Genomic DNA, 14,387 nt, shown 5'->3' on the forward strand with positions numbered 1-14,387 from the left:
GCCTGGTGGGCGGCGACGCCCACCAGGCACCTTTGTTCGGCGGCGCCATTTCCTCAGGAACGGCCGGAACCCCGGCCCGGCAGATTGCAGTCGTCGCAGCGCTCCCCGTCCGGCACCCGGATGTAAAGGCAGCACGCGTGCCGCTGAAAGGCGAGCCGGCCGTTCTTGACGGCCAGCGTCCCCCGGCCTTCGAGCGGTGAGCCCGGCAGGCTGTGGAAAGCGCGTGCGAGCGCCCGCACCCGTTCCGGGTCGGCGATCCGCTCGGTCTCGACCCAGCCGCTCGCCACGGCCGCGGCGGCGTTGCTCCACAGCCAACCCGGCCCGGCGCCGAGACGCCGCCGAAGCGTGGCCACCAGCGGGCGGCAGTGCTGCTCGACGAGTTGCTCGTGCAGGCGCGCGACCAGTCGCCGGTCACTGCCGCCGACGGGCGTGGCCACCCGCAGCAGGACCGCCTGGGGACGCCCGCCGTCGAACGTCATCAGCAGGTTCCCCGGGGTCAGCGCGGGTGCCCGCCGGTCCCGCGCGAGTGCCGCCGTCCCCGCGCAGGCCAGCCGCGACAGGTAGCCCTTGAGCAGGAACGAGGCGCCAAGCAGCGGGTCGTCGGTGCCGTGTCTGCGACCCGCCGCCGTGGCCAGCAGGTCCAACGCCGGGCCCCCTTCGAGGATCTCGCGGACGGGCACGGCGCCGGCAGTGTTGCCCGCCATGGCCGGTTCCGTGGCGAACCAGGGGTCCAGGGTCATCGCCGGGTCCTCCAGAGCAGCCAGATGAAGAACGGCGTGCCGACCAGGGCCGTGATGACGCCGGAGGGAATCTCCTTCGGCGACAGCGCCGTGCGCCCCACGAGGTCCGCGGCCACGACGACCATCGCGCCGATCAGCGCCGCGAGCGGGAGCAGCCGCCGCGTCCGGCCGCCGCCCAGCAGCCGGGCGATGTGCGGCGCCACGAGGCCGACGAAGGCCATCGCGCCGACCACCGCCACAGCCGTGGCCGCCAGCGCGACCGCGAGGGCGAGCAGCCCGAGCCGGACGCGCTCCAGTCGCATGCCGAGGCCCCGCATCGCGGCGTCTCCCAGCGGGAAAAGGTCGAGCTGGCGGCCGCCGACCCAGGCGAGCGGCACCAGGACCGCGATCCAGGGCAGCAGGTGCAGCAGGTCGGTCCACGACCGCGCGTAGGTGCTGCCCGTGAGCCAGACGAGCGCCTGGCTGAGCTGGAGCTGCGAGTCGATCACGATCATGCTGACGATGCCCGTCCCGGCCGCGGAGAACCCGACGCCGACGAGCGCCAGCCGCGCCGGCGCGACCCCGCCGGACTGCCACGCGCAGGCGTAGGCCACGGCGAACAGCAGCACCCCGCCGCTGAAGGCCGCCACCGGCAGCAGCGCGATCGGCAGTGCCGGGAACACCAGCAGCACGCTCAGCGCGCCGATCGTCGCGCCTGGCATCACGCCGACGAGCGCGGGCTCACCCAGCGGGTTGCGCAGCACCCCTTGGAGGATCACGCCGCTCGCGGCCAGCGCCGCGCCCGCCGCCAGCGCCACCAGCGTGCGCGGCGCCCGCATGTGCCACAGGACGAAGTCGCTCAGCTCCGACAGCGGCGTGTCTCCGATCAGCAGGGACGCGGCCACCACGGCGGCGAGCGAGGCGGCCGCCAACGTGATGGTGACCCCGTACCGGCGGGTGGGCCGCCGCGAGCGGGTGCGGTCCGCCGTCGCCGACTCGTCGATCTGGCCGCCGACCGAGCGGCGCGCCAGCCAGACGAGGAACGGCAGCCCGAGGACGGCCGTCACGACGCCCGCGGGGACCTCCTGCACGTTGTTGCCGAACAGCCGCGCGATGTCGTCGGACGCGAGCACGATCACCGCGCCCCACAGCGCCGAGGCCGGCAGCAGCAGGACGTGCCGGCGCAGGCCGCTCAGCCGCACGATGTGCGGCGCCATCAGCCCGACGAACCCGATCGGGCCGGCGAGGCTCACCGCGATCGAGCCGAGCGCGACGGCCGCGATCCACGACACCAGACGGATCAGGCCGACGCGCTGGCCGAGCGAGCGCGCGGTCGTGTCGCCGAGCGAGAGGACGTCCAGCGGCCTGGACAGCCCGAGCGCGAGGACCACCCCGGCCACGGTCAGCGGGCCGGTGAGCTGGACGTCGTCCCAGCCGTCCTGGACGATCGTGCCCTGGCCCCAGAAGAACAGCCCGGCGGTCTCGACGTCGTTCAACAGTTGCAGGCCGCCCGACGCCGCCGCCAGCATCAGTGTCACGGCCACGCCCGACAGCGCGAGCCGCAGCGGCGTCGGGCGCACGCTGGCGGCGACGGTGTAGACGAGCGCCGAGGTCGCGAGGCCGCCCGCCAGCGCGACCGCGATCGTCGGGACCCCGGGCAGGCTCGGCAGGTACAGCGCCGCAAGGACCGCGGCGAGGAAGGCCCCGGCGTTCACGCCCAGGATGTCGGGCGACCCGAGCGGGTTGCGGGTGACGGACTGAAACAGCGCGCCGGACACGCCGAGCCCGGCCCCGACGATGAGGGCCGCGGCCACGCGCGGCAGTCGGATCTGCCGGACGAGGACGTCCTCCCTGCCGCCGTCCGGCGCGAACACGGCGCCGAGCACGGCGTGGACGGACAGCCCGGAGGCGCCCTCGACGAGGTTCCAGACGGCCGCGGCGGCCAGCAGCGCCAGCCCGAGGCCGAACAGGAGGGCGGGCTTCGGGACGGCGAGACGCCTGGCGCCGACGACACGGCCCGGGGCGGGTGCCACGCTCACCGCGCGAGCCCGTCCGCCACCTGGGTGGCGAGGCGCTCGGCGCTGAGCGGCCCCCCGTAGAACCAGGTGTCGGGGCGCAGCTTGTGGACGGCACCGTCCTTGACGAACGGCAGCGACGCCCACGCGGCGTTCGTGGAGATCTTCCCGGCGATCACGTCGTCGTCCGGCTGCACCTGGTAGAAGAACGAGGTGCCGGCGGGCACCTTCGTCAGGCCCTCGACGCCGACCTGGTTGAACCCGTAGCGGTCGAACTCGCCGGTGTAGCCCGGCTTGAGGCCGACCTTGGCGGCGACGCCCCCGGGCCACGAGTCGCCGAGGAATATCCACAGCAGCGGCGCGCCCTGGTCGGTGAAGCCCTGCGCCAGCAGGTACGGCGTCCCGGCCTTGCCGGCCGTCTGGATCCGCTTCGCCGCATCGGCGAACGTCTGGTCCATGTGCTTGAGGACCGTCTCGCTCTGCGCGTCGTGCCCGGTCGCCTTGCCGAGGTCGCGGACCGCCCGGCTCATCCTCGCGAGCGGTTCCTCCGGGTCGGACGCCTTGTCCTTGTACTGCGAGTGGAGGGTCGTCGGGGCGATCTGGGAGAGCTTCGAGTAGATGCTCTTGTGGCGTTCGAGGTCGCCCACGATCAGATCGGGGTGCAGCGAGGCGATGGCCTCCAGATTCGGCTCCTGGCGCGTTCCAAGATCACGTGTTTTGGCGAGTGCCTCGTTCCGCACGCCGACGTAGGTCTTGTACTGCTTGATGTCGGTCGCGCCGACCGGCGCGACGCCGATCGCGAGGAGCTCCTCGGTGAACTCCCATTCCAGCGACGCGACGCGGACCGCGGGCCTGTCCAGCTTCGTCGTGCCGGCCGCGTGCCGGATCGTCACCGGACCGCCGGTCGCGGCCGCCCCCGGCCGCACGCCCGATTCGTCGTCGCCGCAGCCCGCGAGGGCGAGCGACAGGGTCAAAGCCGTACAGGCGCCGATCGTGCGCCATGGTGTCGGGTTCATTTCGACGGAGCCTCCTCCAGGACGGCGGCCGTGGGGATGATGGGGATGCACAGCGGCGCCGTGGACACCGGGTGCTTGAGGATGTGGGCGTCCAACTCGAAGGCGGCCTTGACGTTCTCCGGGGTCATGACGAGCCGGGGTGCGCCCTGCGCCACGACGGAGCCGCGCCGCAGCATGATCAGGTGGTCGCTGAACTCGGCGGCCTGGTTGAGGTCGTGCAGCACCATGCAGACCGTCAGGCCGTGCCGCCGGTTCAGCTCGCGGACGAGCGACAGCGTCTCGAACTGGTAGCGGATGTCGAGGAACGTCGTCGGCTCGTCGAGCAGCAGCACCGACGTCCGCTGGGCGAGCGCCATCGCGATCCACGCGCGCTGCCGCTCCCCGCCGGAGAGGGAGTCGACGGCGCGCTCGGCCAGCCGGGTCAGTCCCGTCGCGCCGAGGGCCCACTCGACGGCCTGGCGGTCCTCCCGCGACGCCGAGCCGAGCAGGCCCTGATGCGGGTAGCGCCCGTACCCGACGATCTCCCGGACGGTCACCGACGCGGGGATCGCGACCGTCTGCGGCAGCAGGGCCATCTGCAGCGCGATCTCCCGGGTGGGCTGGTGGGCGATGTCGCGCCCGTTGAGGTGGACGGACCCGTCGGCGGGCTTGAGAATCCTCGCCAGGGTGTTGAGGGCCGTGCTCTTTCCCGAGCCGTTCGGCCCGACCAGGGTCGTCACGGCGCCCGCGCGGATCGCGATGTCGAGTCCGTCGATGGCGCGCGAACCGTCGTACTCGACGGCGAGGCCGCGGCCTTCTAGCGCGTGCTCGGTCTTCCCGCCTCGGTTCATGCCGCCTCCTCCGGGTTCTTGCGGTGGGCCGCGAGCACTTCGCCGAAGAACTCCTTCACCGGCTCAAGCACCTGGAACCCGTCGTGGACCGCGCCCTCGACGAGGTCGAAGCGCGGGGCGGCGCCGTGCCCCGCGAAGCTGTCGCGCAGGGATCGCAGGCGTTCCGGGCGGGTGCGGCCGGTGTCGTTGATGCCCTCCTGCCACATGGAGTCGCCGGGGTCGAGCGTGATCTCCCATTCGTCGAGGTCCTGGTCGCCGACCACCATCTGGACGGGCACCTGGCGGACGGCCTCGATGTCGACTCCCTGACCGAACTCGTGTTCCACGCCCCCGATGCCGACCCACCAGGGGCGGTCCGGGTCCAGGAGGGTGACGACGCCCGGGGCGCCGATCGACGCGCCGAGCAGGCGCCGGGGGTGCAGGTAGAGGAACCGGTGCGTGAAGTGGCCGCCGCCTGAGAAGCCGTGCAGGAGGAAGCGGTCGCCGTCGACGCGGTAGAGGTCGCGCGCCTCGTCGACGATCCCGAGCAGGATGTGGTCGAACCGGATGCCCTTGTAGCGCACCCAGTGGTAGTTGTGCAGGTCGCGCTGTCCCGGAATGCCCGCGGGCAGCAGCGGTGAGAGCACGATGCAGTCGTTCTCCTCGCCCCAGGCGGCGAACTGGTCGCGGTAGCCGAGGACGTCGCGCTCGGTGCCGTGCAGCACGACGGCGAGCGGATAGGCGCGGTCGCCGTCACGCTCGTACGAGGACGGGATGTAGGCGCACCACGAGCACCGCTGGTCGACGCGCGCGGAGAAGATCGCCGTGTGCCCGAAGTGGTAGTGCGTGAGGTGTACCCGATCCTGCCGGGGGTTCGTCACGGTGCGCTCGGGATCGGTCATGCGTCCCTACCTTCCTGCTCACTTCTCATTTGGCGAAGGCGTAGGTGCGATACGTGGAGTGCGACGGAGGACCCGGCGCGATGTGCATCCGTCCGGCCGACGGTTCGGCGATGACGGATGCGACGGTGCTGAGGTGGGGGTCGGGCGGTTCGCCCGGGAGGCGCGAGAGCGCGTGCGGCAGCGAACGGTCGCGGGCGACCGCGATGAGCCGGTCGAGGTCGAGGCAGCCGCGGTCCCGGTCGAGCAGCTCCCGGAGCCGCTTCAGGCGGGTCCGGGAGTTCTCCAGGTCGTCGGGGGTGGCGGTCTCGGCCTCGGTGAGGGCGTCGGCGATGTAGTGGTTGGTGTGGGTCAGTATCCCGCGGTCCGGCTCCAGGCACATGTCGCGCTCGACCGTGTTCTCGAAGCTCACGGCGCGGTGGGCGGCATCCAGCATGATCAGGTTGCGGGACGACGCGCGCGGGATCGTCCGCAGCACCGCCGTCGCGGCCGGGACGTCGTCCTGCCCGAGCGCCGCGCGGGAGAGCAGGTAGCGGGGGAAGCCGCGCCGCCAGCCGTCGCACGACAGGAAGTTGGCGAAAACGCCGAGCCCCCGGTCGTTGATCCCGACGTAGGAGACCTGTCCCGCCGGGGTGTACTGCAGGACGGCGGGCTCCCCGGGGGCGTGCAGCTCCAGCACGACGCCGAGCCCCCGGTAGTCGTTCGGCAGGTCGATGTTCTGCGCGATGAACGACCCGTCTCCGGCCGTCGCCCCGGCCGTCGCCACGAACGTCGAGCACTCCGAGGCGGACCGGCGCCGCTCGAACAGGTCGGCCACCTCGGCCCGGAGCTGCAGGAGGTACGCGTCCTCCAGCCCGATCCCCGCGCCTTCGGCGACGCCCGTGATCTCCTCGTGGAGCCCGAGCGCGTGCCGCTTCACGTAGGGGGCGTACTCGACCGCGGCCATGGTGGCGTCCGCGGGGTCCACGCCGAGGGCCGCCATCCGGGTACGGGCCCGCGCGAGGTGCTCGACGACGAGGTCGCGGCACTCCTCGCCGTGCGCGCGGCCGAGGTCGCGGTGGCCGCCGTGGAACCGGTGCCGGGGCGGCGCGGGGTCAGCGGCGTGCGAGTCCGTCGCCATCGCGGTCCACCTCCTCGACCGGCTCGGGCGTCCGCGCGCCGTCGTCCACCGGGGGCGGGACGAAGCGCCCGCCGTAGGCGGGCAGCGGGATGTCCTGGCCCCGGCGGGAGAGCTGCTCCCACAGGCGGTTGAGCCCGTAGGCGCCGTGGCGGCGCACGCGCGTGACCGCGTCGAGGTCGAGCACGTCGGTGATCACGACGTCGGACGAGCCCGTCTCGACGCGGACGGTGCCCTCGGGGTCCACGATCACGCTCCGTCCGACCCCGGCGGGGGCGCTGCTGTTGAGGTTGACCACGTAGAACTGGTTGGCGATCGCGTTGGCGCGGCTGAGCACGATCTCGGCCTCGCGGTCGACCGTCGAGGTCAGCGTCGGCTGGATGACCACCTCGGCCCCCATCCACGCCAGTTGGCGGCCGACCTCGGGGAACGCGCCGTCGTAGCAGATGGCGAGCCCGATCCGGACGAGCCCGGGGATGTCGAAGCAGCTGAACGTCCGCCCCGGCCGGGACGGCTCGACGGGCTGCCACGGGAAGATCTTCCGGTAGGCGGCCACCAGCTCGCCGCCGGGGCTGAACGCGAGCGCCGTGTTGTGGACGCCGCCCCCGTCCGCCCGCTCGTAGACCGTCCCGGGCACGAGCCAGAGGCCGGTCTCGCGCGCCAGCCCGCCGAGCCGCCGTGTCAACGGGCCGGGCACGTCCACGGCGGAGCCCAGCACCGCCTCCTCGGTCTCCTCCAGCAGCGGAGGGGGCGCCGACAGGTACTGCTCCGGTGCCACGACGAGCTGGACGCCCGGCCACGTCCTGCGAATCTGCCGGACGCGCGCCTCGAAGCGTTCGAGCGTCGCCTTCGGGTCGCCCGGTTCGGGAGCGGCTTGAAGCGCCGCCACAGACAGCAGTCTCACCGGCCCCGGCCTCTCGCCGATATCAGGTCCTGCACGTGCCGCACCGCGGGCCCCTTCGTTCGGAGTTCTTTGAACGCATAAACAAACATGGCCGCGAACCCGGCGTCAAGATGCTGCTAGCTGGAAGTTTGCTGGCACCGCAGTTCTTTGCAACTATGTTCATATGGGGCGACCGAAGAACCAACGTGCCCGCCGCCGCCAGATCGCCGACGCGGCGCGGCGCATCATGCTGACGCACGGCTCGGACGGGCTCCGGATACGCCAGATCGCGGGCGAGGCCGGCCTGTCGGCCGGATCGATCCTGTACTACTTCCCCGACATGGACGATCTCGTGATCGCTGTCTACGAGCACGCGGTCGAACGCTTCTCGACGCGCAGGCGGGAGGCGGCCGAGGGCATCTCAGACCCCTCGGAGCGCCTCGCCGCCTTCATCGAGCAGGGCCTCGCCACCGGTCCCGACGACGAGGAGGTCTACCTGCTCCACGTCGCGATCGGCGCCTTCGACCGCAACCCGGCGATCAAGATCCTCGATCGCGTGCTGTTCGACCGCCAGGTCGCCGTCTACGAGGCGGTCCTGGAGGCCGGGGAGGCGTCCGGCGCGTTCACGCTGGCGGGCACGAGCCAGGAGGTGGCGCGGACGCTGGTCGCGCTGGAGGACTCCCTCAACTCCCACATCGTCACCGGCAACCCGGCGATCACCCGCGACGTCGCGCTGGGCCTCGTCAGCGCGTACGCCCGGCTGGCCACCGGCGTGGCCCTGCGCTCGGTGACGTGACGTCATGGCACTTCTCGTGACGTTCGGAGTTCTGCAGCTGACCGCCGGAGTCCTCAGCGGCTGGCTCATGGTCGCCCAGGGCGACGCCGCGTGGACGCGGCGGTTGCGGATCCGCGCGGCCGCGCGGATCCGCCAAGGCCATATCGACCTTCTGATGATGGGCACGCTGCTCGTCGCGATCGGCGTCGCGGTCCCCGGTCCCCAGCCCGTGGCGGAGGCGGCGATCGCCTGGGGCTCGTGGGTGGGCCCCCTGCTGTTCTTCCCGCTCGCCTGGAAGCCCGAGCTGGGCAGGCGGCGGTGGTACGGCGTCCTCGACAGGCTGGGCTTCGTCGCCCTCACCATCGGGTTCCTGGTACTCGCCGTCGACGTCCTCACCCGGTGAGGGGACGCGCAGCCTTGAAGACTGGGCCGACTACGCGGGCGGCAGGCCGAGGGCTCGGGCGATCAGCATCCGCTGGACCTCGGACGTTCCCTCGCCGACTTCGAGGATCTTCGCGTCCCGGTAGAAGCGGCCTACCGCGTACTCGTTCATGAAGCCGTAGCCGCCGAAGATCTGCGTCGCGTCGCGGGCGTTGTCCATGGCGGCGTTGGACGCGACCAGCTTGGCGATCGCGGCCTCCTTCTTGAAGTTCTCCCCGGCGAGCATCTTCGCGGCGGCCGCGTAGTAGGCGAGGCGGGCGGTGTGGGCGCGCGTCTCCATGTCGGCGACCTTGAACTGGATGGCCTGGTAGCGGCCGATCTCCTTGCCGAACGCCTCGCGCTCGCGGACGTAGCGGAGGCACTCGTCCACGCAGCCCTGGGCGAGGCCCACCGACAGGGCGGCGATCGCGATGCGGCCCTCGTCCAGGATGCGGAGGAACTGCGCGTAGCCCCGGCCGCGCTCCCCGACGAGGTTCTCGGCGGGCACGCGGACGTCGTCGAACGACAGCTCGCGGGTGTCGGACGCCGACCAGCCGACCTTGGAGTATTTGCGTCCGACGGTGAAGCCGGGGGTGCCGTTCGGGACGATGATCGTGGAGATCTCGTCCTCCCCGGTGAACGCGGTGACGGTCACGAACGCGGTGATGTCGGTGCCGGAGTTCGTGATGAACGCCTTCGACCCGTTGATCACCCAGGAGTCCCCGTCGAGCCGGGCGGTGGTGCGCATCCCGCCGGGCACGTCGGAGCCGCCGCCCGGCTCGGTCAGCCCGAACCCGGCGAGCCGCTCCCCGGAGGTCAGGCGCGGCAGCCACTCGGCCTTCTGCGCGTCCGACCCGAACCGGTAGATCGGCATCGCGCCGAGCGACACCCCGGCCTCCAGCGTGATCGCCACCGACGAGTCGACGCGGGCCAGTTCCTCCAGGGCCAGGCAGAGCGCGAAGTAGTCGCCGCCCATGCCGCCGTGCTCCTCGGGGAACGGCAGCCCGAACAGGCCCATCTTCCCCATCGCGGCGACGATGTCGTACGGGAACTCGCCCCGCTCGTACAGGTCCCCGATCACCGGGGCGACGGTCTCGCGGGCGAACCGCTCGACGGTCCGGCGGAGCTCCTCCTGCTCCTCGCTGAGCGTGAAGTCGATCATCATTTCTCCGTTGCGGGTGAGAGGGCCTGGACGACGCGGGACGGGCTCGGACGGCCGAGCCGCTCGGCCATCCAGCGGCTTGTCGCGACGAGGCCGTCGAGGTCGACGCCGGTCTCGACGCCGAGCCCGTCGAGCATCCAGACGAGGTCTTCGGTGGGCAGGTTTCCGGTCGCGCTCTCCGCGAACGGGCAGCCGCCGAGGCCGCCCGCGGAGGCGTCCACGACGGTGACGCCGGCGCGCAGCGCGGCGAGCGTGTTGGCGAGCGCCTGCCCGTAGGTGTCGTGGAAGTGGACGGCGAGCCGGTCGACCCCGACGCCCGCCGCTCCGAGCGCCTCGATCAGGGCGGTGACCTGGCCGGGCGTGCCGACGCCGATGGTGTCGCCGAGGCTGAGCTGCGAGCAGCCCATGTCCATCATCCGGGACGCGACCGAGACCACCTGCTCGATCGGCACGTCGCCCTCCCACGGGTCGCCGCACACCATCGACACGTAGGCCCGCACCCACAGCCCCTCGGCGCGGGCGCGCTCGACGACCGGCGCGAACATGGCGAGCGACTCGTCCACGGTGCGGTTCAGGTTGCGCCGGGCGAACGTCTCGGTCGCGCTGCCGAAGATCGCGATCTCGGTGACGCCGTTGGCGAGCGCCCGGTCGAGGCCCCGCTCGTTCGGGACGAGCACCGGGTACCGCAGCTCCGGGTCGCGGGGGAGCACGTCGAGGAGGTCCTCGGCGTCGGCGAGCTGCGGCACCCACTTCGGATGGACGAAGCTCGTCGTCTCGATCGTGCGCAGGCCCGCGTCCGCCAGCCGGGTCACGAACTCGGACTTGACGTCCACCGGGACGACCGCCTTCTCGTTCTGCAACCCGTCCCGCGGCCCGACCTCGTAGATCGTCACCCGTTCCGGCAGTCCCGGAAGCGGTACCCGCATCATGCCCTGCCCTTCTGGGGGACGGCCCCCGGACCTCCGGGGCGGAGCCCCGGAGATCCTCGCCTCGCTCCGGTCATCGGGTCTCCTCGATCACGGCCAGGACCGCGTCGAGGGCGACCTGCGTCCCCGCGCGGACCGGCAGTTTCGCCACGACGCCCGCGAGCGGCGCGGTCACGGTGTGCTCCATCTTCATCGCCTCGACGACCACCAGCGGCTGCCCCTCCGCGACCACGTCGCCCTCCGCCGCCTTCACGGCGAGGACGGTGCCCGGCATCGGGCTGCGGAGCACGCCGTCCCCGGCGGCCTCCGCCGCCCCGCCCGCCTCGGCGCGGACGTGCTCGCTCAGCGCCCACGCGCGCCCGCCGCGGCCGAGCCACAGCGTGTGCCCGTCCCGGACGGCCTCGAAGGAGGTCGTCCTTCCAGCGTAGGTGAGCGTGAACGGCCTGGTCAGCGACGCGGCGACCGGGTCGCCGCCGCCGATCGCGACCTCGGCGGACGCGGCGCGCCCGCGCACGCGGACCTCGACCGGGTCGGCGCCGGACGGCGTGATGATCCACGGCGTCCAGGCGTTGCCGCCGGGGCGCCAGCCGTCCGGGATCTCCCACGGGTCGGAGCCCTCGGCCTCAAGGGCCAGCATGCGCTCCAGCGCGGCGGCGGCGAGCACCTCGTCCGGGACGGCCGAGTCCGAGGTCAGCTCGTCGAGCGACCGCTCGACCAGGCCCGTGTCGAGGTCGCCGGACACGACGTCCGGGTGCCGCAGCAGGGCGCGCAGGAACGCGACGTTCGTCGGGACGCCCAGCAGCGTGTACCCGGCGAGCGCGCGGTCGAGCCGGTGCAGCGCCTCCGCCCGGTCCGCCCCGTGGACGATCACCTTGGCGAGCATCGGGTCGTACGAGCCGCCGACCTCCGTCCCGGTGTCGAGACCGGAGTCGACGCGGGCGTGCTCCGGCTCGGTGAGGGCCAGGACGCGCCCGCCGGTCGGCAGGAAGCCGCGCTCCGGGTCCTCGGCGTAGACGCGGGCCTCGACCGCGTGGCCGTCCAGGACGACGTCGCCCTGCGCGAACGGCAGCGGCTCGCCGGATGCCACGCGGAGCTGGAGTTCCACCAGGTCAAGGCCGGTCACCAGCTCGGTGACGGGGTGCTCGACCTGGAGCCGGGTGTTCATCTCCATGAAGAAGAACTCGTCCGGACGGTCGGCGGAGACGATGTACTCGACCGTCCCGGCGCCGACGTAGCCGACGGCGCGCGCGGCGGCGACGGCGGCGGCGCCCATCCGCTCGCGGGCCGCGCCGTCCAGCAGCGGCGACGGCGCCTCCTCGACGATCTTCTGGTGCCTGCGCTGCAGGCTGCACTCGCGCTCGCCCAGGTGGACGGCGTCGCCGTGGGCGTCGGCGAAGACCTGGATCTCGATGTGCCGCGGGTTCTCCACGAACCGCTCGGCGAGCAGCGTGTCGTCGCCGAACGAGCCGCGCGCCTCGCGGCGGGCGGACGCGATCGCGTCCGGCAGGTCGGCCGCGTCGCGGACGAGCCGCATGCCCTTCCCGCCGCCGCCCGCGGACGGCTTCAGCAGCACCGGAAACCCGATCTCGCGGGCCGCCTCCGCCAGCTCGTCGTCGGACAGGCCGGGCTCGTCCCGCCCGGGGACGACGGGGACGCCCGCCGCCGCGACCGTCCGCTTCGCGCGGATCTTGTCGCCCATCGCGTCGATCGCCTCCGCCGGAGGCCCGACGAACACGAGGCCCGCCTCCCCGCACGCCCGCGCGAACGCGGTGTTCTCGGCGAGGAACCCGTACCCCGGGTGGACGGCCCGCGCCCCGGCGGCCAGCGCCGCCGCGATCACGGCGTCGATGTCGAGGTAGGACGGGACGCGGTGCGCCTCGTCCGCCTCCCGCACGTGCCGCGCGCCCGCGTCGGCGTCGGTGTGCACGGCCACCGCGCGGATCCCGAGCCGCCGCAGCGTGCGGAACACGCGGACGGCGATCTCCCCGCGGTTCGCGACCAGGACGCTGTCGAACATCAACACCCTCACATCCGGAAGACGCCGTAGCCGACCGGCTCCAGCGGTGCGTTCGCCGCGACCGACAGCCCGAGCCCGAGCACGCGCCGGGTGTCGCGCGGGTCGATGACGCCGTCGTCCCAGAGCCGCGCCGTCGAGTAGTACGGATTGCCCTGCGCCTCGTACTGGTCACGGATCGGCGCCTTGAACTCCTCTTCGGCCGACGCGGGCCATTCCTCGCCGCGCGCCTCCACCTGGTCGCGCCGGACGGTCGCGAGGACGCTCGCCGCCTGCTCGCCGCCCATCACCGAGATGCGCGCGTTCGGCCACATCCACAGGAAGCGCGGCGAATAGGCCCGCCCGCACATCGCGTAGTTGCCCGCGCCGAACGAGCCGCCGATCACGACCGTGAACTTCGGGACGCGGGCGCACGCGACGGCCGTGACCATCTTCGCGCCGTGCTTGGCGATGCCGCCCGCCTCGTATTCGCGCCCGACCATGAAGCCGGTGATGTTCTGCAGGAAGACGAGCGGGACGCTGCGCCGGTCGCACAGCTCGATGAAATGCGCGCCCTTCTGCGCCGACTCGCCGAACAGGATCCCGTTGTTCGCGATGATCCCGACGGGATGGCCGTGAATGCGCGCGAAACCGGTGACGAGCGTCGACCCGTATTCCCTCTTGAATTCCTGGAAGCGGCTGCCGTCGACGATCCGGGCGATGACCTCGCGGACGTCGTAGGGGGTGCGCGGGTCGGGCGGGACGACTCCGTACAGCTCGGCCGGGTCGACCGCGGGCTCCTCGGACGGGGCGACGTCCCACGGCCGCGGCTCGCGCGGCCCGAGCGTGCCGACGATGTCGCGGACGATCCGCAGCGCGTGCGCGTCGTCCTCGGCGAGGTGGTCGGTCACCCCCGACGTGCGGGAGTGCAGCTCGCCGCCGCCGAGCTCCTCCGCCGTCACGACCTCGCCGGTGGCGGCCTTCACCAGCGGCGGACCGCCGAGGAAGATCGTCCCCTGGCCGCGGACGATCACGGCCTCGTCGCTCATCGCCGGGACGTAGGCGCCGCCCGCCGTGCACGACCCGAGCACCGCCGCGATCTGCGGAATGCCCTGCCCGGACATCGTGGCCTGGTTGTAGAAGATCCGGCCGAAATGCTCGCGGTCGGGGAAGACCTCGTCCTGGCGGGGGAGGAACGCGCCGCCGGAGTCGACCAGGTAGACGCAGGGGAGCCGGTTGTGCAGCGCCACCTCCTGCGCCCGCAGATGCTTCTTCACCGTGACCGGGTAGTAGGTGCCGCCCTTGACGGTGGCGTCGTTGGCGACGACGACGCATTCGCGTCCGGAGATCCGGCCGACGCCGGTGATGATCCCGGCGCCGGGGGCCTCGCCGTCGTACATGCCGTCCGCCGCCAGCGGGGACAGTTCGAGGAACGGGGAGCCGGGGTCGAGGAGCGTGTCGACGCGGTCGCGGGGGAGCAGTTTCCCGCGCGCGACGTGCCGTTCGCGGGCCCGCTCGGGACCGCCCCGCCCGGCCCGGTCGATCCGCTCGCGCAGTTCGGCGGCGAGGGCCTCGTTGTGCGCCGCGTTGGTCTTGTACGCTTCCGCCGCGACGTCGGCGCGGGAGCCGATCCCGGGTCCGCTCATGACCCCT

At 72.8% G+C, this 14,387-nt stretch carries 13 protein-coding genes; 2 read left to right on the forward strand and 11 right to left on the reverse strand.

All coding sequences use genetic code 11. The features are described 5' to 3' along the window. Nucleotides 1–53 precede the first annotated feature (53 nt). Genes FXF68_RS40170 through FXF68_RS40205 form a run of 7 tightly spaced genes read right to left on the reverse strand, consistent with a single transcriptional unit; the run spans nt 54 to nt 7,464 of the window. Nucleotides 54–740, reverse strand: coding sequence for an IucA/IucC family C-terminal-domain containing protein (locus FXF68_RS40170; protein ID WP_148768070.1), 687 nt, complete (start codon nt 738–740; stop codon nt 54–56). After that, nucleotides 737–2,758 (reverse strand): iron ABC transporter permease, encoded by a 2,022-nt coding sequence (locus FXF68_RS40175; RefSeq protein WP_187438361.1) that lies wholly within the window; start codon nt 2,756–2,758, stop codon nt 737–739. The genes FXF68_RS40170 and FXF68_RS40175 overlap by 4 nt, the downstream gene beginning before the upstream one ends. Then, nucleotides 2,755–3,750 carry an ABC transporter substrate-binding protein gene (locus tag FXF68_RS40180; protein ID WP_148768072.1) on the reverse strand — a complete coding sequence of 332 codons (996 nt, stop codon included), beginning with the start codon at nt 3,748–3,750 and terminating at the stop codon, nt 2,755–2,757. Before FXF68_RS40180 ends, FXF68_RS40175 begins: the two co-directional genes overlap by 4 nt. After that, entirely contained in the window at nt 3,747–4,580 is an 834-nt protein-coding gene (locus FXF68_RS40185; protein WP_148768073.1) for an ABC transporter ATP-binding protein, read from the reverse strand. Before FXF68_RS40185 ends, FXF68_RS40180 begins: the two co-directional genes overlap by 4 nt. Next, nucleotides 4,577–5,461, reverse strand: a complete 885-nt coding sequence (locus FXF68_RS40190; protein WP_222870327.1) for an alpha/beta hydrolase family protein — start codon at nt 5,459–5,461, stop codon at nt 4,577–4,579. Before FXF68_RS40190 ends, FXF68_RS40185 begins: the two co-directional genes overlap by 4 nt. Nucleotides 5,462–5,486: 25 nt before the next feature. Then, nucleotides 5,487–6,578 carry a C45 family autoproteolytic acyltransferase/hydrolase gene (locus FXF68_RS40195; RefSeq protein ID WP_148768074.1) on the reverse strand — a complete coding sequence of 364 codons (1,092 nt, stop codon included), beginning with the start codon at nt 6,576–6,578 and terminating at the stop codon, nt 5,487–5,489. Further along, on the reverse strand, nt 6,553–7,464 hold the full coding sequence (locus FXF68_RS40205; protein ID WP_281292270.1) for a carbon-nitrogen hydrolase family protein: 912 nt from the start codon (nt 7,462–7,464) through the stop codon (nt 6,553–6,555). The genes FXF68_RS40195 and FXF68_RS40205 overlap by 26 nt, the downstream gene beginning before the upstream one ends. A 178-nt stretch (nt 7,465–7,642) precedes the next feature. Between FXF68_RS40205 and FXF68_RS40210 the strand changes: the two genes are divergently transcribed. Together FXF68_RS40210 and FXF68_RS40215 are read left to right on the forward strand one after the other, a co-directional pair. After that, nucleotides 7,643–8,254 carry a TetR/AcrR family transcriptional regulator gene (locus tag FXF68_RS40210; RefSeq protein WP_148768076.1) on the forward strand — a complete coding sequence of 204 codons (612 nt, stop codon included), beginning with the start codon at nt 7,643–7,645 and terminating at the stop codon, nt 8,252–8,254. A gap of 4 nt (nt 8,255–8,258) precedes the next feature. After that, nucleotides 8,259–8,636 (forward strand): hypothetical protein, encoded by a 378-nt coding sequence (locus tag FXF68_RS40215; RefSeq protein ID WP_148768077.1) that lies wholly within the window; start codon nt 8,259–8,261, stop codon nt 8,634–8,636. A 30-nt stretch (nt 8,637–8,666) separates the two neighbouring features. Here the strand turns inward: FXF68_RS40215 and FXF68_RS40220 are convergent, their stop codons facing one another. The 4 genes from FXF68_RS40220 to FXF68_RS40235 all read right to left on the reverse strand — a co-directional run bounded on the left by FXF68_RS40220 (nt 8,667) and on the right by FXF68_RS40235 (nt 14,380). After that, nucleotides 8,667–9,815, reverse strand: a complete 1,149-nt coding sequence (locus FXF68_RS40220; RefSeq protein WP_148768122.1) for an acyl-CoA dehydrogenase family protein — start codon at nt 9,813–9,815, stop codon at nt 8,667–8,669. Further along, the gene (locus FXF68_RS40225; RefSeq protein WP_425458665.1) at nt 9,815–10,744 is read right to left on the reverse strand and encodes a hydroxymethylglutaryl-CoA lyase; all 930 of its coding nucleotides are present in this window, start codon (nt 10,742–10,744) and stop codon (nt 9,815–9,817) included. Before FXF68_RS40225 ends, FXF68_RS40220 begins: the two co-directional genes overlap by 1 nt. Before the next feature lie 70 nt (nt 10,745–10,814). Continuing rightward, the gene (locus FXF68_RS40230) at nt 10,815–12,758 is read right to left on the reverse strand and encodes an acetyl/propionyl/methylcrotonyl-CoA carboxylase subunit alpha (RefSeq protein ID WP_148768078.1); all 1,944 of its coding nucleotides are present in this window, start codon (nt 12,756–12,758) and stop codon (nt 10,815–10,817) included. Between the two features lie 8 nt (nt 12,759–12,766). Further along, nucleotides 12,767–14,380 (reverse strand): carboxyl transferase domain-containing protein, encoded by a 1,614-nt coding sequence (locus tag FXF68_RS40235; RefSeq protein ID WP_148768079.1) that lies wholly within the window; start codon nt 14,378–14,380, stop codon nt 12,767–12,769. Nucleotides 14,381–14,387: the final 7 nt, after the last annotated feature.

The sequence above is a fragment of the Actinomadura decatromicini genome (assembly GCF_008121305.1).
GTDB classification, from domain to species: Bacteria; Actinomycetota; Actinomycetes; order Streptosporangiales; family Streptosporangiaceae; genus Spirillospora; species Spirillospora syzygii.

What these genes read in the sequence shown, in the direction of transcription:
- FXF68_RS40225 (WP_425458665.1), bottom strand. Translation starts at nt 10,744, where the DNA reads ATGATGCGGGTACCGCTTCCGGGACTGCCGGAACGGGTGACGATCTAC.
- FXF68_RS40195 (WP_148768074.1), bottom strand. Translation starts at nt 6,578, where the DNA reads ATGGCGACGGACTCGCACGCCGCTGACCCCGCGCCGCCCCGGCACCGG.
- FXF68_RS40215 (WP_148768077.1), top strand. Translation starts at nt 8,259, where the DNA reads ATGGCACTTCTCGTGACGTTCGGAGTTCTGCAGCTGACCGCCGGAGTC.
- FXF68_RS40185 (WP_148768073.1), bottom strand. Translation starts at nt 4,580, where the DNA reads ATGAACCGAGGCGGGAAGACCGAGCACGCGCTAGAAGGCCGCGGCCTC.
- FXF68_RS40170 (WP_148768070.1), bottom strand. Translation starts at nt 740, where the DNA reads ATGACCCTGGACCCCTGGTTCGCCACGGAACCGGCCATGGCGGGCAAC.
- FXF68_RS40230 (WP_148768078.1), bottom strand. Translation starts at nt 12,758, where the DNA reads ATGTTCGACAGCGTCCTGGTCGCGAACCGCGGGGAGATCGCCGTCCGC.
- FXF68_RS40220 (WP_148768122.1), bottom strand. Translation starts at nt 9,815, where the DNA reads ATGATCGACTTCACGCTCAGCGAGGAGCAGGAGGAGCTCCGCCGGACC.
- FXF68_RS40235 (WP_148768079.1), bottom strand. Translation starts at nt 14,380, where the DNA reads ATGAGCGGACCCGGGATCGGCTCCCGCGCCGACGTCGCGGCGGAAGCG.
- FXF68_RS40210 (WP_148768076.1), top strand. Translation starts at nt 7,643, where the DNA reads ATGGGGCGACCGAAGAACCAACGTGCCCGCCGCCGCCAGATCGCCGAC.
- FXF68_RS40180 (WP_148768072.1), bottom strand. Translation starts at nt 3,750, where the DNA reads ATGAACCCGACACCATGGCGCACGATCGGCGCCTGTACGGCTTTGACC.
- FXF68_RS40190 (WP_222870327.1), bottom strand. Translation starts at nt 5,461, where the DNA reads ATGACCGATCCCGAGCGCACCGTGACGAACCCCCGGCAGGATCGGGTA.